This window comes from Flavobacterium sp. (assembly GCF_040383245.1).
In the GTDB taxonomy this organism is placed as follows: Bacteria; Bacteroidota; Bacteroidia; order Flavobacteriales; family Flavobacteriaceae; genus Flavobacterium.
This window is the reverse complement of the sequence record NZ_JBEIDX010000002.1, coordinates 153,063-175,619: the sequence shown is the minus strand read 5'-3', so window position 1 is coordinate 175,619 and position 22,557 is coordinate 153,063. Positions and strand designations below refer to the sequence as shown.

At 29.4% G+C, this 22,557-nt stretch carries 27 protein-coding genes; 18 read left to right on the top strand and 9 right to left on the bottom strand.

The window, feature by feature from the left end; genetic code table 11:
• Nucleotide 1 precedes the first annotated feature (1 nt).
• Nucleotides 2–757, bottom strand: a complete 756-nt coding sequence (locus tag ABWO08_RS01820; protein ID WP_353083344.1) for a lipopolysaccharide kinase InaA family protein — start codon at nucleotides 755–757, stop codon at nucleotides 2–4.
• 64 nt (nucleotides 758–821) lie between these two features.
• Between ABWO08_RS01820 and ABWO08_RS01815 the strand changes: the two genes are divergently transcribed.
• Nucleotides 822–1,886 (top strand): glycosyltransferase family 9 protein, encoded by a 1,065-nt coding sequence (locus ABWO08_RS01815; RefSeq protein ID WP_353083343.1) that lies wholly within the window; start codon nucleotides 822–824, stop codon nucleotides 1,884–1,886.
• Nucleotide 1,887: 1 nt separating this feature from the next.
• On the opposite strand, the gene ABWO08_RS01810 is transcribed toward ABWO08_RS01815, so the two are convergent.
• Nucleotides 1,888–2,706, bottom strand: coding sequence for a glycosyltransferase family 2 protein (locus ABWO08_RS01810; RefSeq protein WP_353083342.1), 819 nt, complete (start codon nucleotides 2,704–2,706; stop codon nucleotides 1,888–1,890).
• A 53-nt stretch (nucleotides 2,707–2,759) separates the two neighbouring features.
• Here ABWO08_RS01810 and ABWO08_RS01805 point away from each other — a divergent pair, with 53 nt between their 5' ends.
• Entirely contained in the window at nucleotides 2,760–3,497 is a 738-nt protein-coding gene (locus ABWO08_RS01805) for a glycosyltransferase family 2 protein (RefSeq protein ID WP_353083341.1), read from the top strand.
• Here ABWO08_RS01805 and ABWO08_RS01800 read toward each other — a convergent pair.
• On the bottom strand, nucleotides 3,489–4,202 hold the full coding sequence (locus ABWO08_RS01800; RefSeq protein WP_353083340.1) for a polysaccharide deacetylase family protein: 714 nt from the start codon (nucleotides 4,200–4,202) through the stop codon (nucleotides 3,489–3,491). The genes ABWO08_RS01805 and ABWO08_RS01800 overlap by 9 nt on opposite strands.
• Before the next feature lie 66 nt (nucleotides 4,203–4,268).
• Here ABWO08_RS01800 and ABWO08_RS01795 point away from each other — a divergent pair, with 66 nt between their 5' ends.
• From ABWO08_RS01795 to ABWO08_RS01770, 6 genes are read left to right on the top strand one after another with little or no spacing between them, the layout of a single operon-like run.
• The gene (locus tag ABWO08_RS01795) at nucleotides 4,269–5,039 is read left to right on the top strand and encodes a glycosyltransferase family 2 protein (RefSeq protein WP_353083339.1); all 771 of its coding nucleotides are present in this window, start codon (nucleotides 4,269–4,271) and stop codon (nucleotides 5,037–5,039) included.
• Nucleotides 5,040–5,051: 12 nt separating this feature from the next.
• Nucleotides 5,052–5,975, top strand: coding sequence for a glycosyltransferase family 2 protein (locus ABWO08_RS01790; RefSeq protein ID WP_353083338.1), 924 nt, complete (start codon nucleotides 5,052–5,054; stop codon nucleotides 5,973–5,975).
• Between the two features lies 1 nt (nucleotide 5,976).
• Nucleotides 5,977–6,927, top strand: a complete 951-nt coding sequence (locus ABWO08_RS01785; RefSeq protein WP_353083337.1) for a glycosyltransferase — start codon at nucleotides 5,977–5,979, stop codon at nucleotides 6,925–6,927.
• A gap of 1 nt (nucleotide 6,928) precedes the next feature.
• Nucleotides 6,929–7,795, top strand: a complete 867-nt coding sequence (locus tag ABWO08_RS01780) for a glycosyltransferase family protein (RefSeq protein ID WP_353083336.1) — start codon at nucleotides 6,929–6,931, stop codon at nucleotides 7,793–7,795.
• A gap of 1 nt (nucleotide 7,796) precedes the next feature.
• Nucleotides 7,797–8,999 (top strand): glycosyltransferase family 4 protein, encoded by a 1,203-nt coding sequence (locus ABWO08_RS01775; protein ID WP_353083335.1) that lies wholly within the window; start codon nucleotides 7,797–7,799, stop codon nucleotides 8,997–8,999.
• A complete protein-coding gene (locus ABWO08_RS01770) occupies nucleotides 8,989–10,008 on the top strand; it encodes a glycosyltransferase family 2 protein (RefSeq protein WP_353083334.1) in 1,020 nt (339 codons plus the stop codon). The genes ABWO08_RS01775 and ABWO08_RS01770 overlap by 11 nt, the downstream gene beginning before the upstream one ends.
• On the opposite strand, the gene ABWO08_RS01765 is transcribed toward ABWO08_RS01770, so the two are convergent.
• Nucleotides 10,005–10,889, bottom strand: coding sequence for an alpha-1,2-fucosyltransferase (locus ABWO08_RS01765; RefSeq protein WP_353083333.1), 885 nt, complete (start codon nucleotides 10,887–10,889; stop codon nucleotides 10,005–10,007). The two genes, ABWO08_RS01770 and ABWO08_RS01765, sit on opposite strands and share 4 nt — an antisense overlap.
• Nucleotides 10,890–10,908: 19 nt before the next feature.
• Nucleotides 10,909–11,649, bottom strand: a complete 741-nt coding sequence (locus tag ABWO08_RS01760; protein WP_353083332.1) for a DUF268 domain-containing protein — start codon at nucleotides 11,647–11,649, stop codon at nucleotides 10,909–10,911.
• Between the two features lie 315 nt (nucleotides 11,650–11,964).
• Here ABWO08_RS01760 and ABWO08_RS01755 point away from each other — a divergent pair, with 315 nt between their 5' ends.
• The 7 genes from ABWO08_RS01755 (at nucleotide 11,965) to ABWO08_RS01725 (ending at nucleotide 17,406) form a co-directional block, all read left to right on the top strand.
• Nucleotides 11,965–12,531: an L-threonylcarbamoyladenylate synthase gene (locus ABWO08_RS01755; protein ID WP_353083331.1), complete on the top strand. Its 567-nt coding sequence runs from the start codon at nucleotides 11,965–11,967 to the stop codon at nucleotides 12,529–12,531.
• Nucleotide 12,532: 1 nt separating this feature from the next.
• Nucleotides 12,533–13,954, top strand: a complete 1,422-nt coding sequence (locus ABWO08_RS01750; RefSeq protein WP_353083330.1) for a CCA tRNA nucleotidyltransferase — start codon at nucleotides 12,533–12,535, stop codon at nucleotides 13,952–13,954.
• Between the two features lie 10 nt (nucleotides 13,955–13,964).
• Nucleotides 13,965–14,975 (top strand): COX15/CtaA family protein, encoded by a 1,011-nt coding sequence (locus ABWO08_RS01745; protein WP_353083329.1) that lies wholly within the window; start codon nucleotides 13,965–13,967, stop codon nucleotides 14,973–14,975.
• Between the two features lie 49 nt (nucleotides 14,976–15,024).
• On the top strand, nucleotides 15,025–15,795 hold the full coding sequence (locus tag ABWO08_RS01740) for a CDP-alcohol phosphatidyltransferase family protein (protein ID WP_353083328.1): 771 nt from the start codon (nucleotides 15,025–15,027) through the stop codon (nucleotides 15,793–15,795).
• A gap of 71 nt (nucleotides 15,796–15,866) precedes the next feature.
• The gene (locus tag ABWO08_RS01735; protein ID WP_353083327.1) at nucleotides 15,867–16,139 is read left to right on the top strand and encodes a hypothetical protein; all 273 of its coding nucleotides are present in this window, start codon (nucleotides 15,867–15,869) and stop codon (nucleotides 16,137–16,139) included.
• Between the two features lie 137 nt (nucleotides 16,140–16,276).
• Entirely contained in the window at nucleotides 16,277–17,110 is an 834-nt protein-coding gene (prmA, locus tag ABWO08_RS01730; RefSeq protein ID WP_353083326.1) for a 50S ribosomal protein L11 methyltransferase, read from the top strand.
• Nucleotides 17,111–17,130: 20 nt separating this feature from the next.
• Nucleotides 17,131–17,406: an ATP-dependent Clp protease adaptor ClpS gene (locus tag ABWO08_RS01725; RefSeq protein WP_353083325.1), complete on the top strand. Its 276-nt coding sequence runs from the start codon at nucleotides 17,131–17,133 to the stop codon at nucleotides 17,404–17,406.
• Between the two features lies 1 nt (nucleotide 17,407).
• On the opposite strand, the gene ABWO08_RS01720 is transcribed toward ABWO08_RS01725, so the two are convergent.
• The 3 genes from ABWO08_RS01720 to ABWO08_RS01710 form a co-directional block, all read right to left on the bottom strand.
• A complete protein-coding gene (locus tag ABWO08_RS01720) occupies nucleotides 17,408–17,674 on the bottom strand; it encodes a heavy-metal-associated domain-containing protein (protein WP_353083324.1) in 267 nt (88 codons plus the stop codon).
• A 74-nt stretch (nucleotides 17,675–17,748) separates the two neighbouring features.
• Nucleotides 17,749–18,162, bottom strand: coding sequence for a DUF6691 family protein (locus tag ABWO08_RS01715; protein WP_353083323.1), 414 nt, complete (start codon nucleotides 18,160–18,162; stop codon nucleotides 17,749–17,751).
• A gap of 6 nt (nucleotides 18,163–18,168) precedes the next feature.
• Nucleotides 18,169–18,726 carry a YeeE/YedE family protein gene (locus ABWO08_RS01710; RefSeq protein WP_353083322.1) on the bottom strand — a complete coding sequence of 186 codons (558 nt, stop codon included), beginning with the start codon at nucleotides 18,724–18,726 and terminating at the stop codon, nucleotides 18,169–18,171.
• Nucleotides 18,727–18,814: 88 nt separating this feature from the next.
• Between ABWO08_RS01710 and ABWO08_RS01705 the strand changes: the two genes are divergently transcribed.
• The 3 genes from ABWO08_RS01705 (at nucleotide 18,815) to ABWO08_RS01695 (ending at nucleotide 21,026) form a co-directional block, all read left to right on the top strand.
• Complete coding sequence (locus ABWO08_RS01705) at nucleotides 18,815–19,279, top strand: 2-dehydro-3-deoxyphosphooctonate aldolase (RefSeq protein ID WP_353083321.1); 465 nt, start codon at nucleotides 18,815–18,817, stop codon at nucleotides 19,277–19,279.
• Between the two features lie 73 nt (nucleotides 19,280–19,352).
• Nucleotides 19,353–20,171 (top strand): 3-deoxy-8-phosphooctulonate synthase, encoded by an 819-nt coding sequence (gene kdsA, locus ABWO08_RS01700; protein ID WP_353083320.1) that lies wholly within the window; start codon nucleotides 19,353–19,355, stop codon nucleotides 20,169–20,171.
• A gap of 12 nt (nucleotides 20,172–20,183) precedes the next feature.
• Nucleotides 20,184–21,026, top strand: a complete 843-nt coding sequence (locus tag ABWO08_RS01695) for a hypothetical protein (RefSeq protein WP_353083319.1) — start codon at nucleotides 20,184–20,186, stop codon at nucleotides 21,024–21,026.
• A 68-nt stretch (nucleotides 21,027–21,094) separates the two neighbouring features.
• Here ABWO08_RS01695 and ABWO08_RS01690 read toward each other — a convergent pair whose 3' ends face one another.
• Entirely contained in the window at nucleotides 21,095–22,531 is a 1,437-nt protein-coding gene (locus tag ABWO08_RS01690; protein ID WP_353083318.1) for an MFS transporter, read from the bottom strand.
• Nucleotides 22,532–22,557: the final 26 nt, after the last annotated feature.

Sequence of the window (22,557 nt, the reverse complement as noted above, 5' to 3'; positions counted from 1 at the left end):
ATTATTTCCCGATTCTACTTTTTAAATATTTTTTACGAGCGGTTTTTCTTTTGAATTGTTGGGATTTTTCTATTAATATGGATAACAATTTATCTTCGGTTTCATCAATTAATTGCGCATATTTTTTAGCAATAATTTGAACCATGCCTTTAGACAACCACATTTTTTTGAAATTATCCATTCGTTGTTCTATAGATAAATTTTCAAATTTCATGCGATTTAAATCCACTAGAAAAAAATCATATTTGCTGTTACCTTTTTTCACAATCAAAGTATTTCCGGGAGAATGGTCTAGAAAATTGACATTTGCTTCGTGAATTTTAAAAGTAAATTCCGTGAATTGCTCTAAAATTTCCTTTCGCTCTGGAAAAAACGGATCGTGAATTAACTCCCGAATCGTAAAATCATATTCTAATTGGTGGCAGATATAGAAACTCTCTCTTAGAAATCCTAAAGGGCTTCGTTCTTCAATAAAAGCAACAGGAAATGGTGTTAGTATAGAATGACCCAATAAATAATTGGCATTATCAAACGATCGTTTAGCTTTGGTACTTCTCAAAAAAGAATAAATAAACGATTTAATAATACCAGGTTTCTGAAAAAATTTAATACTTATTTTTTTCGATCCTAGAAAATTTGTTTTTATACTATTGCGCGTACCTTTCATAACCAAATTACCTTCTCCATAAAAAGTTTTAACTAACTGAAGAATAGCTTCTTCTTGATCTTTATATTTTGGATGTATGGTAATTCGCACAATGTTTCTATTTTATTTGGGTTAAAAGTATAAAAAATAGTACTTTGCACCAAGAATTACTTTTATGAAGAAAATTTTAATCATACAAAACAAACGAATTGGCGATGTGCTCATAAGTTCGGTTATAGCTAATAATTATAAAGTAAAATACCCAAATAGTGAAGTCCATTTAATGGCATACGACTATACTCTTGGAGTGATACAAAACAACCCCAACATTGATAAAATAATTTCTATCAATGAAAAAGAGTTGAAGAAATTTGGTAATTTGATTAAAATGATATCACAAATTCGTCTTGAAAAATATGATATTATTTTTGATCCGTATTCTAAATTACAAAGCCGTTTAATTTGCAAATTTAGTGGCGCAAAACAAACCGTTGGACACAAAAGCCGTAAGAAAATTGGTAACTTAGGTTACTATACACATCCAGTTGAGATCTTAGAAACTAAAACTCAAATTTGCGGAAAAGCAATTGAAGATCGAATTCATTTATTGCAACAAGTGGATACTTTTGAAAATATTAACTACGAACCAAAGGTTTTCCTCACCGAATTGGAGAAACAATTTCGTGTTCCTGAAAAATACATAGACAAACAAATAATTATGCTCGGTATATTAGGAAGTACCCCTCAAAAGTCAATGCCTTATGAGTATGTAGCGGAAATTGTTGATCATATTGCAAGCACTTTCGATTGCTATTTACTTTTTAATTATGCGCCAAATCAAAAAAATGAAGCTGATAAAATTTATAATTTATGTCAAAATAAAGCAAATATAATTTTAGATATTTATGCGCCAAATATTCGAGATTTTGCTGTATTAATGAATCAATGTACTGTTTTGGTATCTAATGAAGGCGGAACTGTTCACATTGCTAAAGCATTAAGCAAGGCGACCTTTACCTTATTCTCACCTTATATAAATAAAGATGACTGGAGTAGTTTTGAAGATGGAAAATTCCATAAATCGGTTCATTTATTGGATTTTTTACCCAATTCTATTTCGGAATTGTCGTATGAGCAAAATAAAGAAATTGAAAAAAATCCGAGGGAATTGTATTTGAAATTAACTCCAAAAATGATTTTACCAGAATTGAATTCTTTTTTAAAAGATCACCTTAAATAGATTACTTTTTTATAATGCCGTAATCGGTCCAAACGCTTTTAGAATATCTAGTTTCTTTTCTAATTTGCTGGTTTAATTCTATCATTTCAGGTTTCACATAACCTCTATCATGATCTAAATGAACACAAATTGTTGAATACCTAATTTGTTTGGATTGTATTCCAAAATTCATCAATCGCTCACCAAATTCACGATCTTCACCCCCATATTGCATGCGCTCATCAAATCCGTTCACGGCAAGAAAATCTTTCTTCCATCCCGAAGCATTGTGTCCATTCCAACTAGCATTTGTAGGAGTAATTCCATTTAATATAGAGCTAGTTAATCCGTTTGGAATCAATTTGCTGTTTTTAAATGAAAAAGAAATACCATTTATTTTCAACCATTTAATATCAAAACATTTACCAGAATAAATATCTTCTTTTGTAATTTTTTCTGAAAGATTCATAGACAGCTTATAATACCCTCCAGATAAAAAATAACCTTCTTCACGGTGTTTAATATGTTGCTCAATAAAGTCTTCACGAGGAATACAATCGCCGTCAGTCATAAGTATATAATCAGTTGATGTAGCAAGAGTTGCTTTATTTAATATTATTGTTTTTCGAAAACCATTATCCTCATGCCATACATGAATTATTGGATAAAAAACTTCTTTTTGGACTTCTAAAATAGTATGTTTTGTTATTTCATCAGAGCCATCATCCGCAATTATAACTTCAAAATTTCTATAAGTTTGTGTGTTAAATCCATAAAGAACTTTTTTCAGCCATAAAGGTGAATTATAGGTGCTAATAATAATTGAAATATCTTTTTTCATTGAATTGCAAAGATAAAATTTTTTTTCTAAGTTTGAAGTCTACAAATAAGACTATGCAAACCATTACCGTAATTATTCCTACCTTTAACGAAGAAGACTATATTCAAGATTGCTTAAATTCAGTTTCATTTGCAGATCAAGTTATTGTAATTGATTCATTTAGCACGGATGATACAATTTCAATATCAAAAAAATTCAATTGCGAAATTTTAAAACGTCAGTTTGATAATTTTTCAAATCAAAAAAATGAAGCAATAAAATATGCGAAATCCAATTGGATCTTATTTATTGATGCAGATGAGCGTGTAACTCAGAAGTTGAAATTTGAAATTTTAGAAACCATAAACGATCCGAAGCACGATGCTTATAAGATTAAATTTCCTCATTTTTACATGAATCGTTTTTTATACCATACCGAAAATAAAGTGGTTCGTTTAGTAAAGAATACTAGTATTCATTTTGAAGGATTGGTTCATGAAAAATTAATACATACCGGAACTGTTGGATTACTTGATAATTTCATGATTCATTACACTTACAAAGGTTTGTTTCATTACATCAAAAAGAAAGATTCTTACGCTTGGTTTCAAGCAAAAATGGCGAAAGAAAGAAATAAAACAACCAACTATTTTCACTTATTCTTTAAGCCTTTTTATCGTTTTTTTCATACCTATTTTATTCGCAGAGGCTTTATGGATGGTGTGCCAGGATTAGCAGTTGCTTCTATTGATGCTTACGGAGTTTTTTCCCGTTATGTAAAAATGATTTTAATCGATAAAAATTTAAAATAATCTTAACTTTCCTAAACGCAATTTCATTTTAAAGGCAAACAAGCTATCTCCACCTTTAATATCAATACGTTGCACTTCATAAATATTTTTAAATGGAAATTGATTCACCCTATTTCCAATTCTGAATGCCATTTTAATATTATTTTTCTCTAAAATTTGAAAAAAATGAGATTTAGCTTCACCAATTTTAGGATAATCTCCATAAGGATAGGCTATTGCAGGAGATACATTTAAATTGTTTTTTGAAATAAATTCAAAACAATCATCTAAGTCTTTTTGAATCTCAACAGGTGATAAAGTACTGTATTTTCTATGATAATAAGAATGGTGTGCTAGTTCAATAACATCTGAATCTAAAGACTTTAATTGATCAACTGACATTATTTTTTCTGTACCAACATTCCATAAATCTGTTTTTCCTAAATATGAAAACGGAATAAAAAAAGTAGCCTTCATATTATATTTTTTCAATAAAGGTAAGGCGTAATGTAATTGATTCTCGGTAACATCATCAAAAGTCAAAACAACAGTTTTATTTAAAATTGTTTGATTATCAATCAAATCTGAAACAAAATAGGTATGATAACTTTTGTCTTTCAAATACTTTAATTGTGCTTCAAATTTTGATAGGGAAATTGTTAGCTCATTGCTATCGCTATCACATTGAGTAATATTATGATACATTAAAATAGGTAATCTAGACACTTTTTGAATTTTGAAAATACTATTGGGGTAAAAATATTATATTTGTATCATATTTCATCTATTTATATGTCACAAAATACTAAAATCCTTAAAATAAGTGCGCTAGCAATTACATTTAACGAAGAAGAAAATGTAAAAAGATATGTAGAGAGTTTATCTTTTGCTGACGAAATTATCTTTATTGATTCACAAAGCACGGACAAAACAGCTAAAATTGCCAAGGAATTAAACGTTAAATTTATTGAAAGAAAATTTACTAATTTTTCTGATCAACGAAATTTCGCAATTAGTCAGGCTAAAAATGATTGGATTATATTTTTTGATTTGGATGAAATTATAACAAAAGAATTAGAACAAGAAATTAAAAACACTGTCTTAAATTCAGGCACCAAAGTAGCTTTTTTTGTAAAAAGGAACTTCTTTTTTATGGGCAAAAAAATAAAATTTGGTGGTTGGCAAAACGATAAGGCAATACGGCTATTCAATAAGAATTTTTGCAAATACAATGGCAATTTAGTTCATGAAGAAGTTAAAGCTAATGGAAGTATTGGTGTTTTGAAGAATGCACTAAATCACCACAGTTACAAAAATTTTGATAATTACAACGACAAACTAAACTTATACAGCAAATTACAAGCTGAAAATTTATATAACAAAAAAGTTAAACCCAATGCCTACCACCTTATTTTCAGACCAATTTATCGTTTTTTATGGCAATATATTTTTAGGTTAGGACTTATAGATGGAAAAGAGGGATTTATTTTAGCATATACTCACTCTTTTTCGGTGTTCAAAAGGTATTTACAACTTTGGATGTTATATAGAAAAATTGATTAATATAATATTCGAATGTTTGATATAGCCTCAATTATTATTAATTACAATTCGAGTAAACTTACTCAAGAATGTATTAATAGCATTATTAATAAGACAAATCCTACACTAAATTATCAAATTATTGTGGTAGATAATTGTTCGGAAAAAGAAGATTATTTAACTTTAAAACGCTTTTGCAATTCTCATTCGTTTACTAATTTACAACTCATTCGAAGTAAAATCAACACTGGATTTGGTGGCGGTAATATGGCAGGTTTTCTTTTTACAAATGCTAAATATATTGCCTTTGTAAATAACGATACAGTATTTTTAAATGATTGCTTTTCTATTTTAAAAACTGCTTTGGAGAAAGATAACTCTATTGCAATGGTTGGAGGCCAATCGTATAGTGAAACAGGGAAGCAAATAGTTGCTTTTGATCATTTTGCCTCTATTTCTAAAGAATTACTTGGACGTGATTTTCTAGAAAAAATACACCCAAAGAAATACCCAAAACGAAAATTAGAATATGCTAATCCGATCCAAGTAAACTATGTTCAGGGGAGCTTTATGTTGGTTCGAACCGAAGATTTTAATTCCGTTGGCGGATTTGACACCAACATCTTTTTATATTATGAAGAAACTGATTTGTGCATGCGATTAGCAAAAAAGGGCAAGTCGTGTTTCTTGATTCCTGAGGCCAAATACATTCATTACCACGGTGCTAGTACCCCTCAAAATATAACAATTAAAACCGAACTTAAAATTTCTTTATTATACATTATTAGGAAACATTATGGGTTCCTTTCATTTTATTTTTTATTGAATTATTTAAGAATAAACTATATTTTCAGCTCTATTTTCAAACCAAAATATTGGTATTTACTGAAAATACTTTTGGCTGGCGCACCACTTTCTAAGTCGCTGAAAGTAAAGCAAATAATCAAAGAATTTTAAGATGAAACTATCTGTAGCACTTTGTACTTATAATGGAAGTAAGTTTATTGAACAACAAATAAATTCTATTTTAAATCAAACCACTAAAGTAGATGAAATAATTGTGTGCGACGATAAATCTACCGATGCTACGGTTTCAATTCTAAAGGAAATTCAGGTTGCAAATCCATGCATTGTAATTATTGAAAATGAAATCAATTTAAGAAGCACTAAAAATTTTGAAAAAGCAATTCAGCTTTGCTCTGGCGATTATATTTTTCTTGCAGATCAAGATGATCTTTGGAATACTGAAAAAGTAGCCAAAACACTAGCCATTTTTAACGAAAATCTTACTGCCGAAGGTGTATTTACAAATGCAGATTTAATTGATGATAACGGCACAAAACTATCCAATAAAACCATCTGGGATTCGGTATTTTTCTTTGAAAAAGAAATGCAAAAACCAATTGATTTTGTAGACATTATTTTCAAAAATGGAAATATAGTTACAGGTGCTACACTTTGTATTAAAAAAGAAGTGAAATCTTTTATTTTTCCTTTTTCGAAGGATAATTTACACGACGAATGGATTGCATCCTTATTAGCTTTTAAAAATACCCTTTATTACTCTTCTGAAAATTTAATTTCCTATAGAATTCATGATAACCAACAAATTGGCATGAAAAATTTAGATAAAATGGAGAAAATTACTCGAAAAAAGCGAGTTATTTTAGGCTTAGACATTCCCAATAGTTTCTCTGAATATCGATTTTTGTTAAAAAAGATATTTCTAAAAAAGAAAGAAATAGTAAATTTTCAAAAATATAATTTTGATTTTATAGACTTTCAAAAATTACAAAGTGAAAATAATATAGAATGGGAATTAATTTCAGAAAAGACAAAAAGTGCATTCCCAATACGATATAAAATAACCTCATTAATAGATGCTATTCTTGGAAAAAGAACCTTATAAAATGAAAAGTAACTTTGCCGCTTGTGTAATACTTTACCATCCAAAAAAAGAAGATGTTGAAAATATATCGACTTACATTGCCAAGGTGGAAAAGGTTTATATATTGGATAATACCGAAGGGAAAAGCAATGAAAGCCTTTTTATTGGTATGGAAAACGTTTGCTACTTTTGGGATGGCGAAAACAAAGGTTTATCTATTCGATTGAATGACGCATGCAAAAGAGCAATTAATGATAATTTTGAATATTTGCTTACAATGGACCAAGATTCTTCCTTTTTAGAAGAAAATATTGACCGTTATTTCAAGGACATTTTAAATTTTGAAGAAAAAGAAAAAGTAGCCGTTTATGGTTTAGAATATTCTAAAAAAGACATAAACCATACAACAAAAAATTATATTGAGGTAGATCATTTAATTACCTCTGCATCCGTGATGAATTTAAAACTTTACAATGAAATTGGAGGTTTTGATGAAAATCTTTTTATTGATGGGGTTGACATAGATTATTGCTATTCGGCATTAACTAAAGGTTTTAAAAATATAAAATTTGCTCGTAATTTTTTCCATCATTCATTAGGCGTTCTTTCTAGAAGAGGCTCTATTTTTACTTTATATTTGATTAAAAAAAATGTGTCTGTACATTCTTCATTAAGAGTTTATTATATGTACAGAAATATGCTTTACATTAAAAATAAATATGAAAATGTAATTCCAGATATCATAAAGGAATTTGTAAAAAATCAAAAACATCAGGTTAACAAAAACATTAAATATTCTACCGAAGTCTTTACTATTTTAAAATATAAAAGAAAAGCAGTTGACGATTTTAACAATAAAAGAATGGGAAAGCTACATAACTTAATATAAAATGAATATACTTTTTTTAACCAAAGAATATTATCATGAAAATCTTCCAAGTAGTGGAGGCACAGGTAGTTTTATATCAAGTTTATCAAAATCATTGGTAAACGAAGGACATAATGTTTTTGTTTTTGGTGTAGAAAAAAAATCAATTAACATAGATGATTTTGGAGTAAAAGTAACTTTCGTAAAAGATACTTTATCAAGAAATCCCTTATACAAATTAGCAAGATCTTTAACAAAAAAAGTTCCATTTTTGAAAAAATATTATTTATCAATACTAAGAATGGAATTAAAAAAAATAGCATCTGAATTTAATAAGTTTATTTCAAAAAATAATTTGCAAATTGACATAATTGAAACACATGATTTTGAAGGATTATCTTTATATCTTAATAATAAAATTCCAATTGTAATTCGATGTCATGGAAATTATAATTTTTTCCATAATTACTTTAATTTTAAATTTGCAAAGTATAAGTTAGATTTTGAAAGAGAAGCAATTAATAAGGCACAAAATTTTATTATGGTCTCTAAATATTCTCAATCAATTAATCATAAATTGTTTAATATAGAAAAATCAGAGGTAATATATAATGGAATTGACACAGATAAATTCCGAATATCTGAAGATGTTACTATTATCCCAAAATCAATATTTTATTTTGGAAATGTTTCTTTTGAAAAAGGCGCAGATATTGCAGTTTCTGTTTTAATTGAAGTCCTAAAATTTGAACCAAACGCTACGTTAAATTTTGTTGGCAGAAATACAATCTATAATAATAAAATTGAAAATATTTTAATAGAAAACAATATTTCTAATAAAGTAATATTTCATGGTTTCAAATTATCAGATGAAATAATAAAAATTATTTCAAAAGCGGAAATCGTATTATTACCATCTCGAGGAGAAAATTTTAGTTTGGCAGCACTAGAAATGATGTCACTTTCTAAACCAATAATATGTTCTAATATTCCATCTTTTAGTGAGCTCATAATCAATAGAGAAAATGGATTTATTGCAAACTCAATTCAAGAATATGTGAATGCAGTTCGATTGATATTTGAAAACAAAGAATCCGCTTTGGAAATTCAAATAAATGCAAGGAAAACCATTGTAGAAAAATTCAATAAAAATAAACTTGTAAAAGAAACTCTCAATTATTATAATGCAATAATCAATCAAAAAATCAAAGAAAATGAAGCCTAAAATCTCGGTAGTAATGCCCGTATATAATGCTTCAAGATATTTATCAGAGGCTATTCAAAGCATTTTAAATCAAACATTTAAAGATTTTGAATTAATAATTCTAAATGATAATTCAACAGATAATAGTTTAGAAATTATTCAAGAATTTGTTAAAAATGATAATCGAGTTTTTTTAATAAATAAAGTTCAAAATATTGGTCCAGCACTTTTAAGAAATGAAGGTTTTGAAAGTTCAAATGGAGAATTTATAGCCTTAATGGATGCCGATGATATTGCACATCCAAAAAGGTTTGAAAAACAAATTTCAGTTTTTAATAATGACAGTGAAATAGGTGTTTGTGGAACATGGTACACAATATTTGGAGATAATATAAAGGAGTATATTTTCAAACAAAATGAGTTACATGAAGCTATTAAAGTAAAATTATTATATGAAAATTGTATTGGAAATCCAACAGCAATGATTAGAAAAAGTGTATTGCATAATCAAAAATATCATCCTGAAATGGTTCCAATCGAAGATTATGATTTATGGACAAGATTAATAAATAATACAAAATTTTATAACATTCAAGAATCGCTTTTAAGATATAGATGGCATGAAACGAATATTACTAAATTAAAAGAAGAAAATAGCAGAAAAATGCACCGAATAGTATTCACTAATCAATTAAAAGAATTTGGTATTGATTTAAATACTCCTAATTTAAACCTAATTTTAGATACTATTTTTTACCGTAAAAGATACTCTTCAAAGGATATCTATACGATTTTAGAAAACAAAAAAATTCTAATCCATCAAAATAGAATCCTTAAAAAATATGATTTTGACCTTTTTGAAAAACAACTTAATTTAACTGCAATACGAGCATTTTCAAAGTGTAAAGATTTTAATTTAAAATTATTTTTTTATTTTTATAAAAATGAAAAAAATAATTTTAATAAAATAAAACTAACATTGAAAATAAAAATATTTTTAAAGTCACTTTTTAGATTTTCAAAAAATTAAAATTTATAATCAATTATCTGCCATCTTTCAGGCATAAAATCATTAATTTCATAATTAACTTTCGGATTAAAAAAGTGTCTTGGTGCAAAAGTAATACCATCCTCTTTAGAAAGCCATGCAGCCCACCAACTAAAACTACTATTGGCAATTATATGATGTTTACAAGAACTCATCAAAGCCATATCTTTCCAACTATCAGAACCTACATTTCCTTCAACAAAAAATAAATTTGGATACGATTTAAAATTTTCTTTAACAAAATTCATATCCTCTGAAAAGAAATATAACTTTATATCACCATATATATCAATTAATTTATCAATTGCAGTTTGGTAAAATTCTAAAGGAACAACACCATGAATATCTAGAATGGCTTTGGACTTTATAAAATCACCTCTTCGAATATGCACGCTTACAGAATTTTCAAAAGAGGTAATTTGATTTTTTATTTGAAGATTTTTGGTGTCCAATTCAGGATATTCAAAATCATTAAGAATTAATTCTCTACAATGCGAAAAATATTTTTCAGACTGAAAATATCCATCTAAATAGATTACATCTGAATTTTTATCGATATCAACAAATTCATTTTCAATTTGAGTAATAAAATTGAATTTGTATCCCAATAATTTATTTATTTTTTTTGATTTTAAAAATTTAAAATGTGTTTTAATAATTTCTTTAACCTTAATGTTTTTAAAAATCAAAAGTTCAAATTCTCTTGCCGTAAAATCATTAGTAGATACAGAATGCTTTCTTAAAAAACTTAAATCAAAAAAAACTCTTTCAAACCCAATACCTTTAGCAACAGCATATTGAAACATTTGATTTCCCAGACCGCCCTGTAATTTTACTATAACAGTTTTTTTTCTTTTAAACATAAACAATATAAATTAAAATTTACTTTTTAGTAAATTCAAAAATTCCACATCCATATTGACAGTCAAAATTACTATGAACCTTATCGCTTTCTAGGACTACATTTTCATACAAATCTCCACTATCATCCACGTAAGAAAAAGAATCTAATGTATAAGAATCTTTAAAGATATTAAGTAAATACTCTATAGAAAAAACTCTATGGGCATTAAACTCTATTCTTTGTGGTCCTATTGGAGTAGAAAAATAAAGTTTACCACCAGACTTTAACATCTTTGTAATATTTTCAATTGCTTTTATATGACCATAATAATCAATTGGATCTCCATAACGTCCTAAACCAAAATGTTCAATAACATGTAAAGTTGAAATTGAATCGTATTTATTTAACATATTATCTGGTAATTGCATCAAATCTGCTTTTGTAAATTCAATGTTTTTAACCTTACTATCTAACTCCCTAATATCCATCACCTCGATTTTTCTAAAAACAGCAATATGAGCAACAAAGCCATCTGTTCTAGATCCAATATCAAGATGGTTACCTGGATTATTTTCAAATATTTTTCTAGCAACTAGTAAATCTTGATGAAAATAATGCCCCGATAAAATCCCTGAAGATTCAAAACGCTCATTTAGAATTGGATATTTTTTTCCAAATGGAAAAGAAGTATCACTTCCTTTTTGTTTAGTAAGTTCCTTCAAATCATCATAGTAAAATTTATTTTTGACCTTTTTTAGAAAACGAAAATTTAATTTCATAACTATATTTTATTTTTATTAATTTATATGAATAAATACGGATTATATTCCTAACTATTTGAGTGAAATACAGAAAATAATTTCATTTATTCATCAATATAGGTTTTAATGAGAATAATTTATAATAATTATTTTACACAAAAAACACGTAAATAATTGAATCTCTAAAGAAATGAAAATTTAAAATTTAATTTCTTTTAAGCTACCAACAAAGATAATTTTTTTAAGAAAAAAAACTAATGATTCAAGAAAATAAAGCACTTTAATAAATTAGCTAGTAAAGTTAATATCTTTGCAAATTATAATTAAATCATCATGGACATCAATACTGAAGTGCACAATGCCTTTGAAGTAATAAAAAACGGCGGGATTATTCTCTACCCAACAGACACCGTGTGGGGGATTGGCTGCGATGCTACTAATCCAGAAGCGATTGCAAAAATATATGCTTTAAAGCAACGTGAAGATTCTAAAAGCATGATTGTATTGATGAATGGTGATAAAATGATGTACAATGTATTTTCGGCTATTCCAGATTTGGCATGGGACTTATGGGATTTATCTGAAAAACCAACGACTTTGATATTAGATAATCCGAGAAATATTGCCGAAAATTTGATTGCTGCCGATAAAACACTGGGAGTTCGAATAATTAAGGAACCGTTTTGTTTTAAATTATTAGAGCGAATGAAAAAACCAATAGTTTCTACATCAGCTAATATCTCCGGAATGGAAACCCCAAAAACTTTTAAAGAAATTAGCCCTGAAATTATAAAAGGTGTAGACTATGTAGTAAATTTGCAGCGAGATAAAGTATGCAAAAACCCATCTACTATTATAAAACTTTCATTAGACAATCAAGTGAAGGTTATTAGAAAATAAAATGAATTACACCAAAGCGCTAAATAATCCTATTTTTAAAATAATAGCACAAGCAGGCCAAGAACTTAACTTAGAGAGTTATGTAATTGGTGGTTTTGTTCGTGATTTTATTTTGGAACGGGACTTCAAAAAAGATATTGATGTCGTGGCGCTTGGATCTGGAATTGAATTGGCCTTAAAAGTTTCGGAATTAATTCCAAATAAACCTAAAGTTCAAGTTTTTAAAAATTACGGAACAGCCATGTTGCGCTATAAAGACATCGACATTGAATTTGTAGGCGCACGAAAAGAAAGTTACTTGCAAGAAAGTCGAAATCCTATTGTAGAAAACGGAACTCTAGAAGACGACCAAAACCGAAGAGATTTCACTATAAATGCATTAGCAATATCACTCAACAAAGCTACTTATGGGGATTTAATCGATCCATTTAATGGATTGGAGGATTTGCAAAACAAGTGTATTAAAACTCCGTTAAACCCTGATATTACTTATTCGGATGATCCCTTGCGAATGATGCGCGCCATTCGATTTGCAACCCAATTGAATTTTGATATTGAGCAAGAATCATTAATTGCAATTGAACGAAATAAAGAGCGATTGAATATTATTTCTGGTGAACGAATTGTTGATGAATTAAATAAAATATTGTCAACCGATAAGCCTTCAATTGGATTTTTACATTTGTACAAAACAGGATTGTTAGAATTAATTTTACCTGAATTAACTGCCTTAAATAATGTAGAAGAAGTTGAAGGACACACCCATAAAAACAATTTTTATCACACTTTAGAAGTCGTAGATAATATTTGTCCGAATACCGAAGATGTATGGTTACGATGGGCAGCTTTACTCCATGATATTGGAAAAGCACCCACAAAAAAATTCAACAAAAAACAAGGTTGGACCTTTCATGGGCATGAATTTTTGGGTGGTAAAATGGCGAAAAAAATTTTTGAACGATTACACATGCCACTTAACAACAAATTAAAATTTGTTCAGAAAATGGTTATTATGAGTTCTAGACCGATTGTTTTAGCACAAGATACAGTTACTGATTCGGCGGTTAGACGATTAGTATTTGATGCCGGTGATGATGTAGATGATTTAATGACACTTTGTGAAGCGGACATCACTACCAAAAATCCAACAAAATTTAAAAAGTACCACAATAACTTTGATATTGTTCGCAAGAAAATAATTGAAGTTGAAGAAAAAGATCATGTAAGACAATTTCAACCACCAATTTCTGGTGAAGAAATAATGCAACTCTTTAATTTAAAACCTTCAAGAGAAATCGGCATGCTTAAAGAAGCAGTTAAAGAAGCTATTTTGGATGGTAAAATTCCGAATGAATATGAAGCTGCTTATGAATTTGTATTAAGCAGAGCACAAAAATTAGGTTTACAAAAAGCAGATAATTAAAATAAGTTTTATGAAAAAATATTTTCAAAAATCAGCCAAAATCTCTTTGATACTAGTTTATCTAGTAATTTTTGCAGGTGCTTTTGTAAGACTAACTGGATCTGGAATGGGATGTCCAGATTGGCCAAAATGTTTCGGATATTATATTCCCCCAACAGAATTAAAAGAACTCCTTTTTACACCCGGAAAAGAATATGATAAAGGACAAGTCATTATTAAAGACGAAACGCTTTTAGTAGCTAAAAATGATTTTGTTGCAAAAAATTATTTTGAAAAATCAAACTGGGAAAAATATACAAAACACGAATATGCGATCTTTAATCCGTTACACACTTGGATTGAATACATCAATCGCTTGTTAGGAGCACTTGCAGGAATAGCTTGTTTCGTTACATTCATCATTTCATTTAGCTATTGGAAAGAGAAAAAAATGTATCTATTTCTCTCGTTTTTCATTTGCGTATTAATGGGATTTCAAGCTTGGTTGGGAAAAACTGTAGTTGATTCTGTATTAAGTCCAATCAAGATTACTACTCACATGCTTGCTGCATTATTGATAATTTCATTTCAAATCTATTTAATTTATGCAGTTCAGAATAAAAAATTAGCGATTTTAAAAGATCATACCTTTTATAAAGTTTTAATTTTTGCATCGGTATTAACTTTAATTCAAATTATTATTGGAACCAATGTAAGAGAACATGTGGATTTTATTGCAGAAGCTGGAGCACCCAAAATACTTTGGTTGCAAAATCCATCTTTTTCATTTTATTTTCATCGTACTTTTTCAATCGTTGTGCTTCTTACCAACTTGTACTTATTCACAAGAAATAAAAAATTAAGCCTTAATTTCAATAAAATAAATTGGGTTTTAGGTATAATCGGATTAGAAATAGTATCAGGAATATTGATGTACTATTTTCAATTTCCTTTTGGAACACAAACCTTACATGTTGTATTAGCAACTATTTTATTCGGAATTCAATTTTATATGCTTTTAGAAGCTAAAAAACAAACCTAAAAACACATTTCCCCGACTATATTGTCACATTCCCTCTTACCAAATCTAAATGTCCAAACTTGCAGCCGAGAATAAATTTATTGACTTATCCGATTACGGAAGACCCTTTGGAAGATATCTTGCTAACAACCTAAAAAACACCCTCTTCACTCCTATTCATGTAACGCTACTTTTCGGCATTTCAGGGCTAACAGCTATTTATTTTTTACTTACCAATCATTTCATTTTAGCCTTTATTTTTATCCTTTTAAAATCGGGAATTGATGCTGCAGATGGTGAATTGGCTCGTTTAAAAAACACCCCTTCCTACTTTGGAAGGTATCTTGATAGTGTATTTGATATTATAATCAACTTTCTACTCTTTATGGCAATTTGTTTCGTTTCAAAAACAACAATTTGGCTTACTTTATTAGGATTCATTAGCATTCAATTACAAGGGACTTTATACAATTATTACTATGTAATTTTAAGAAACAAAACCGCTGGCGGAGATACTACAAGTAAAATATTTGAATATAAAACCCCAAAAGCTTTAGCCGGTGAAAGTCAAAGATCGGTTACTATTTTGTTTTTCATTTATACCCTTGTTTACGGTGTATTTGATAAAATAATCCATGCTTTGGATCCGGAGGCCTATAAAGCCACTATTTTTTCAAATTGGTTTATGACATTTGTATCGCTATTTGGACTTGGATTTCAATTATTTCTAATTGGATTAATGCTAACAATTGGCTGGATAGAAGTTATTGTTCCATTTTTTATTGGCTATAACATCTTAATTTTGGTGATGATTTCTATCAGAAGATTTTACTTTACATAAATGTTAAATTCAATTTCTACATTTCAATTTTAATCAAAATAGTAGTACTATTGCCTTACAATTTAAACCTAATGAAAAAACTACTTCTTCTAATTGCTATCTTTTTTGGATGCCAAATTATAAATGCTCAAAGTATCGTAAAATGGGTTCCTTTATCTGAATACCACGAACTATTATCTAAAACATTTCATCCAACCGAAGAAGGAAATTTTGGACCCATAAAAGAATTTTCAAAAGAATTAAATTCAAAAGCTGAAGCTTTGGATGTGGCTACAATTCCACAGGAATATAAAAATCAAAAGACCGAAACCACATTAACCATACTAAAAAAGCAAACAAAATAAGTTAATGATTTAGTTCAAAACAAAGCTCCTAATGTAGAAATCATGCGGGCCTTTCAAGACCTTCACGACATCTTTCACCAAATTGTAATGCTTTGCAATCCAAATAATAAATAATTAGCTTCAAATAAAATAAAAACATGTCAAATATATATCTAGGTTACCATTTTACAATTGAACCAAAAGAATTAGGTTCGGAAATTCTAATTGCCGAATTAGGTCAAAAACCTTTTGAAAGTTTTATTGAAACTGAAACGGGTATTGTAGCCTATATACAAAAAGACCTGTGTACAGATGATGTGTTAGAAGATATCTTTATTTTATCTTCTCCAGAATTTACTGTTTCCTACAAAATTGAAGAAATAGATCAAGTCAACTGGAATGAAGAATGGGAAAAGAATTTTGAACCGATTGATGTAGATGGTAAATGCCATGTTCGTGCTCCTTTTCATCCTAAAACTAATGCTGAATTTGATATTGTAATCGAACCAAAAATGAGTTTCGGTACGGGTCATCACGAAACCACGCACATGATGATTCAGCACTTACTTGAAACCGATGTTACGGGATTGAAAACGCTTGACATGGGATGCGGAACTGCAATTCTTGCAATTCTTACTGAAATGAAAGGTGCCAAACCAATTGATGCCATTGATATTGATAATTGGTGCTTTCTAAATTCAATTGAAAATGCACAACGAAATAATTGCCACGAAATCACCGTATACGAAGGTGAAGCCAGTTTGCTTGATGGTAAAAATTATGATTTAATCATAGCCAATATCAATCGAAATATATTACTAAACGACATGCAAGCGTATGTTGATTGTTTGAATAGAGGAGGAATCCTATTATTAAGTGGTTTTTATAATGAAGACATTCCGTTTATTGATGCTTCCTGCACCGAAAAAGGATTGACTTATGTTAAGAAATTGGAACGAAACAATTGGGTTTCTTTAAAATATATAAATTAAAAATATACTTTTATTAGTTTATGAGTACCATTGAAAAAGTACAGGAAGACGTATTAGTTGAGGAGCAATTAGAAAACAATCATGAAATTGTACTTTACAACGATGACGTAAATACTTTTGATCATGTAATTAATTGTCTAATTCGAGTTTGCAAACACACATCAGAGCAGGCAGAACAATGCGCAATTATTGTTCATTACACCGGAAAATGTGCAGTTAAAACAGGATCGTTAGAAGAACTAAAACCCCAATGCACTCGATTACTACAATTGGGATTAAGCGCTGTAATTGAATAAATTAACTCATTTTTCCAATCGCGCAACTTACATAAGACTTTGCTTTAGTTCCTAAAGGATTGCTTTCGCCAACTTCGGGATAGCCGCTAGATTTTAATGTTTCTTTTACATGAAGTAACGATTCTTCATTTATATAATTAAAAGTAACAGAGCCTTCTTCGACATTTACTTGTACATCAGAAACATTTTCTAAATCAGCTAATTTGTTTGAAATAGTTGTTGCGCAACCATTACATTTTAAATTTTGTATGCTAAGTGTAGTTGTCATGGTATTTGAATTTAATATTCAAATATAGTACTGCAACTATAAACGTTGTGTAACAAATGTCACTTAATAAACTATTAATGAGGTAATTTATCTTTGAAATAACCATATATAAAAGTTCCGAATAAGGCGCCAAACAATACAAAACCAACAGTTATAAATCCGGAACCTAATAATATATATATCGGGCCTGGACAACTTCCAACAAGAGCCCAACCCAATCCAAAAATCAATCCTCCAATCCAATATCTAAAGGTTCCTCTTTCTTTATCTAAAATCTCAATGGGTAATCCTTTAATATCTTTGATATCAAATCGTTTTATAATTTGTATTCCAACAACACCCGTTGCAATGGCAGTCATGATTATGCCATACATATGAAATGAATCAAACTGAAACATCTCATAAATTCGGTACCAAGAAACGGCTTCGGTTTTAGTTAATACCACACCGAATACAAACCCAACTACTAAATATTTAATCAAATTCATTTTGATTTAAAAAATTAATGGAAAAATAAAATTCACCATGATTAAACCCCCAATAAAAAATCCAATCACCGCCTTAAGAGAAGGCAATTGAAAATTACTTAACCCCGAAATGGCATGACCCGAAGTGCAACCTCCTGCATAACGAGAACCAAAACCAATAAGAAATCCACCAAAAACTAATAAAAATATTTTTTTAGGCGATTGAAATACTTCTGATCCAAAAAGTGTATCGGGTAATAATTTACCATTTGGTACATCTACTCCTAATTTATTTAATTTCAATATGGTTACGGGATTGATTGAAACATTGGATGCATCAGATAAAAAATGAGTGGCAAAGTATCCGCCAAACATTGCTCCCAAAACCACAACTAAATTCCATCTTTGTGATTTCCAATCCCAATTAAAAAACGAAACCCGTTTTCCCAATCCAGCAATAGAGCATAAACTTCTGAGATTGGTAGACATTCCAAAGGTTTTTCCAAAATAGGTTAAACACAGCATGACTATCCCAATTATAAAACCAGAGACAGACCAATGCCAAGTTGAAGTTAGTAAATTCATAAAATTTATTTTTCACAAAAATAGAGAGAGTGGTTTGATTTTTGATAATTTATTTAGATATTTAGTTAAAATAAATTCACTTCATAAAATGAAAACATATAAAACCTTACTATTCATAACCTTTATTTCAATTTTATCCTCTTGTGGAGCAATTAAATCTACAATAAAAAACATAGATAATTCTGCTATTAAACCAGTAGTAAAAGAAGGACAATTCATCATTACTGAATACGCAAAGGAATCAAATTACGGTTATGATAAAGATTATCCAATTAATTTAGGATTTGAAAATGAAAAGAATTCGCCAAAAAATATTGAGTATTTCTTTAACGGATTGGAAGGTCCAAATGGCGAAAAAATATTTTACATTAAAAAAGAAAATTGTTGTCCTTATCCTACAAAAAGAAGTATTATGGGTGCAGGCACTTTAGAAGTTTATGAAGTTAGTATTGAAGGTAGCGAAACTAAATTGCGACTATATTTAAATATCTATGAAAAAGGAAAAGTTTTATGTCCTAAAGGATTGCAAATAAAAAAATACAACCCACAATAATTATTTAATACGAAACCTTCTAATAATGCATTAGAAGGTTTTTTCTTAGTACATTTGCAAAAAATTTAAGCATATGAATTTAATTAATATCCCAAAAATTAAACATACTGATAGTGGCAACTTCTTCCTTTTGGCTGGGCCTTGCGCAATTGAAGGAGAAGAAATGGCCTTGCGTATTGCAGATAAATTAATTACCATTACCGACAAACTAGAAATTCCTTATGTATTTAAAGGATCATTCAAAAAAGCGAACCGCTCAAGAATAGACAGTTTCTCGGGAATTGGAGATGAAAAAGCTTTAAAAATTCTAAGAAAAATATCTGAAACTTTTCAGGTTCCAACCGTAACAGACATTCACACCAATGAAGATGCGGCTATGGCAGCTGAATATGTAGATATTCTTCAAATACCTGCCTTTTTAGTTCGCCAAACCGACCTTGTTGTTGCTGCTGCAAATACAGGAAAAACAGTAAACTTGAAAAAAGGACAATTTATGAGTCCGGAAAGCATGAAACATGCGGTACAAAAAGTATTGGATTGCCATAACGAAAATGTAATGGTAACCGATAGAGGAACAATGTTTGGTTACCAAGATATGATTGTAGATTATAGAGGAATTCCTACAATGCAACAATACGCAACAACGGTTTTAGATGTGACGCATTCGTTACAACAACCCAACCAAACTGTGGGTGTAACTGGCGGAAGACCTGATATGATTGAAACCGTTGCCAAAGCAGGAATAGCTGTTGGAGTTGATGGGATTTTTATAGAGACCCATTTTGACCCAGTGAATGCAAAAAGTGATGGTGCCAATATGTTACATTTAGATTATTTTGAAGATTTAATGACTAAATTAGTAGCAATAAGAAAAACCGTTAATCAATTTTAAATTTATAAAATAATGCTAAAATTTAAAATACTTATTGTTGTTATTTTAGGAACTATTGCTCAGTTTACATTTGCTCAAGACACTCTAAAAAAAGTAAAATATACTACTCACAATAAAGGCAAATTTTATTTTTATTGGGGAGGAAATAGAGAAAGCTATTCTAAATCAGATATTCATTTTAAGGGAGATGACTATGATTTTACTTTGAATGATGTGGAGGCTTTAGATAGACCTGTAGGTTGGCATATTAATTATATCAATCCAACGATGATGACCATCCCACAAACAAATTTTAGATTAGGTTATTTTATTACTGATCATTACAATATTTCTGTGGGCGTAGATCATATGAAATATGTAATGGTTCAAAATCAATCAGTAAAAATTAATGGAACTTATCCTTCAATCTATGAAGGAAATCAAGTTAATAATGGTCAGGTGGATTTATCTGATGAGACTTTTTTAACTTTTGAACATACCGATGGATTAAATTATATTAACTCAGAAATTTCTCGTGTGGACGATTTTTCTAAATTATTTGGAATAACCAATACCGATAAAATTCAAATAAACCTAACCGAAGGTATTGGTGGTGGTGTAATATATCCAAAAACTAATGCTAAAGTATTAGGTAAAGAAAGACATGACGATTTTCATATTTCTGGGTATGGAGTTTCAGCTAAAGTGGGTTTGAACCTTACTTTTTTCAAACATTACTTTATACAAGGCGAACTTAAAACGGGTTTCATAAATATGAATGACATTCAAACAACTGCCTTAACAAACGATTCGGCAAGTCAGCATTTTATGTTTTTACAAAGAATTGTTTCTTTTGGAGGAATTTTCAACCTATAAGATTTATTAAATAATAAAAAAACTCCGAAATAATTCGGAGTTTTTTTTATATAAATACCTATTACTATTTAGTGTCCGCCACTAATTTTTTTATCAAAATCAATGCCTTGAGATTTTAGTATCGAAACTACTTTCCAGCCATAAAAAGCTAAATAAGCAAAACAAACAACCCCAACGATGTAACTATTTTGAATTCCAATTGAATCAGCTACAGTTCCTTGCAACCAGCTCACGATTCCACCACCCATAATCATCATAATTAAGAAGCTACTTCCTTGACTAGTGTGCTTACCCAAACCGCTTACTGCCAAGGTAAAGATACATGGCCATAAAGTACTACAGAACAATCCAACGCTAATAAACGCATAAACCGAAATCATTCCATTAGTTGTCATACCTACAAGTAATGCTATAATTCCTAATACTGAAAAAATCAATAACATTCGTGCTGGGTTTCCTTTACTTGCAATATCTGCAGCAATAAGAACCAAAATTATTAAAGCATAAACATAAAACGGAGTTAAATCGTGTTTTGCAATAGCATTAACCACTAAGAAAACTCCAAAAGCAAGATAAGGTGCTACAAAACGTAATATTTTTTGTAAATCCATTTTATCAGTAAATGCTTCAACAGCTCCCGTCCAACGACCAATCATTAAACTTGCCCAATACAATGAAATATAAGGTGCAATATTTTGAGTTAATAACCCTAAATTTTTCTCCATATAAGCAGGTAAATTACTTGCGGTAGAAACCTCAACTCCTACATAGATGAAAATAGCAATCATCCCTAGAATTAATTGTGGGTATTGCAATGCTGAACTTTTTAAACTACTGCCTTCAGAAACAGTTTCTTCTATTGTTTCTGGATGTTCAGGAAGGGAAGACATTTTAAGTAAAATGGCAACTAATAAAAAGGCAACTCCTAAAACAAGGTAAGGTATTTTTACGCTTTCGATACTCATTTCTGTATCAGATGAAGCTGTTGCTCCAAAAATTGCAAAACTTACAATTAATGGACCAATAGTTGTACCAAAATTATTAATCCCTCCAGCCAAAGTCAATCTTTGAGCACCTGTGGTTATTGGACCTAAAGCAATTGCCAAAGGATTTGCCACAGTTTGCTGCAATGAAAATCCTAATGCCACAATAAAAAGTCCAGATAACATTAATGGAAATGAATGCATGTTTGCAGCTGGATAAAACAATAAAGTACCTAAAGCAGAAATTATTAATCCTAAGGCTAATCCATTTTTATAGCCGATTTTATTAACTAAATCTTTACCAATTGCAAGAGAAATTAACATGTAAATAATTGATCCTACGGTGTAAGCAATATAAAAAGCTACAGACACCAATTGGCTTTGGCCTTGAGACAAATCAAATGCTTTTTTGAAAACAGGTATTAAAATATCATTACTTGCAGCAACAAATCCCCAAAAGAAGAATACAGTTACTAGTGGGATAAATTGTGCCCAATTGGTTTTAATTTGTTTTGAATTCATAATTTAATTTTTAGGTTAGTTTTTGG

Coding starts and splice junctions, on each gene's coding strand:
- ABWO08_RS01815 (WP_353083343.1), top strand. CDS start 822: ATGAAGAAAATTTTAATCATACAAAACAAACGAATTGGCGATGTGCTC.
- ABWO08_RS01810 (WP_353083342.1), bottom strand. CDS start 2,706: ATGAAAAAAGATATTTCAATTATTATTAGCACCTATAATTCACCTTTA.
- ABWO08_RS01805 (WP_353083341.1), top strand. CDS start 2,760: ATGCAAACCATTACCGTAATTATTCCTACCTTTAACGAAGAAGACTAT.
- ABWO08_RS01795 (WP_353083339.1), top strand. CDS start 4,269: ATGTCACAAAATACTAAAATCCTTAAAATAAGTGCGCTAGCAATTACA.
- ABWO08_RS01790 (WP_353083338.1), top strand. CDS start 5,052: ATGTTTGATATAGCCTCAATTATTATTAATTACAATTCGAGTAAACTT.
- ABWO08_RS01785 (WP_353083337.1), top strand. CDS start 5,977: ATGAAACTATCTGTAGCACTTTGTACTTATAATGGAAGTAAGTTTATT.
- ABWO08_RS01780 (WP_353083336.1), top strand. CDS start 6,929: ATGAAAAGTAACTTTGCCGCTTGTGTAATACTTTACCATCCAAAAAAA.
- ABWO08_RS01775 (WP_353083335.1), top strand. CDS start 7,797: ATGAATATACTTTTTTTAACCAAAGAATATTATCATGAAAATCTTCCA.
- ABWO08_RS01770 (WP_353083334.1), top strand. CDS start 8,989: ATGAAGCCTAAAATCTCGGTAGTAATGCCCGTATATAATGCTTCAAGA.
- ABWO08_RS01765 (WP_353083333.1), bottom strand. CDS start 10,889: ATGTTTAAAAGAAAAAAAACTGTTATAGTAAAATTACAGGGCGGTCTG.
- ABWO08_RS01760 (WP_353083332.1), bottom strand. CDS start 11,649: ATGAAATTAAATTTTCGTTTTCTAAAAAAGGTCAAAAATAAATTTTAC.
- ABWO08_RS01755 (WP_353083331.1), top strand. CDS start 11,965: ATGGACATCAATACTGAAGTGCACAATGCCTTTGAAGTAATAAAAAAC.
- ABWO08_RS01750 (WP_353083330.1), top strand. CDS start 12,533: ATGAATTACACCAAAGCGCTAAATAATCCTATTTTTAAAATAATAGCA.
- ABWO08_RS01745 (WP_353083329.1), top strand. CDS start 13,965: ATGAAAAAATATTTTCAAAAATCAGCCAAAATCTCTTTGATACTAGTT.
- ABWO08_RS01740 (WP_353083328.1), top strand. CDS start 15,025: ATGTCCAAACTTGCAGCCGAGAATAAATTTATTGACTTATCCGATTAC.
- ABWO08_RS01735 (WP_353083327.1), top strand. CDS start 15,867: ATGAAAAAACTACTTCTTCTAATTGCTATCTTTTTTGGATGCCAAATT.
- prmA (WP_353083326.1), top strand. CDS start 16,277: ATGTCAAATATATATCTAGGTTACCATTTTACAATTGAACCAAAAGAA.
- ABWO08_RS01725 (WP_353083325.1), top strand. CDS start 17,131: ATGAGTACCATTGAAAAAGTACAGGAAGACGTATTAGTTGAGGAGCAA.
- ABWO08_RS01720 (WP_353083324.1), bottom strand. CDS start 17,674: ATGACAACTACACTTAGCATACAAAATTTAAAATGTAATGGTTGCGCA.
- ABWO08_RS01715 (WP_353083323.1), bottom strand. CDS start 18,162: ATGAATTTGATTAAATATTTAGTAGTTGGGTTTGTATTCGGTGTGGTA.
- ABWO08_RS01710 (WP_353083322.1), bottom strand. CDS start 18,726: ATGAATTTACTAACTTCAACTTGGCATTGGTCTGTCTCTGGTTTTATA.
- ABWO08_RS01705 (WP_353083321.1), top strand. CDS start 18,815: ATGAAAACATATAAAACCTTACTATTCATAACCTTTATTTCAATTTTA.
- kdsA (WP_353083320.1), top strand. CDS start 19,353: ATGAATTTAATTAATATCCCAAAAATTAAACATACTGATAGTGGCAAC.
- ABWO08_RS01695 (WP_353083319.1), top strand. CDS start 20,184: ATGCTAAAATTTAAAATACTTATTGTTGTTATTTTAGGAACTATTGCT.
- ABWO08_RS01690 (WP_353083318.1), bottom strand. CDS start 22,531: ATGAATTCAAAACAAATTAAAACCAATTGGGCACAATTTATCCCACTA.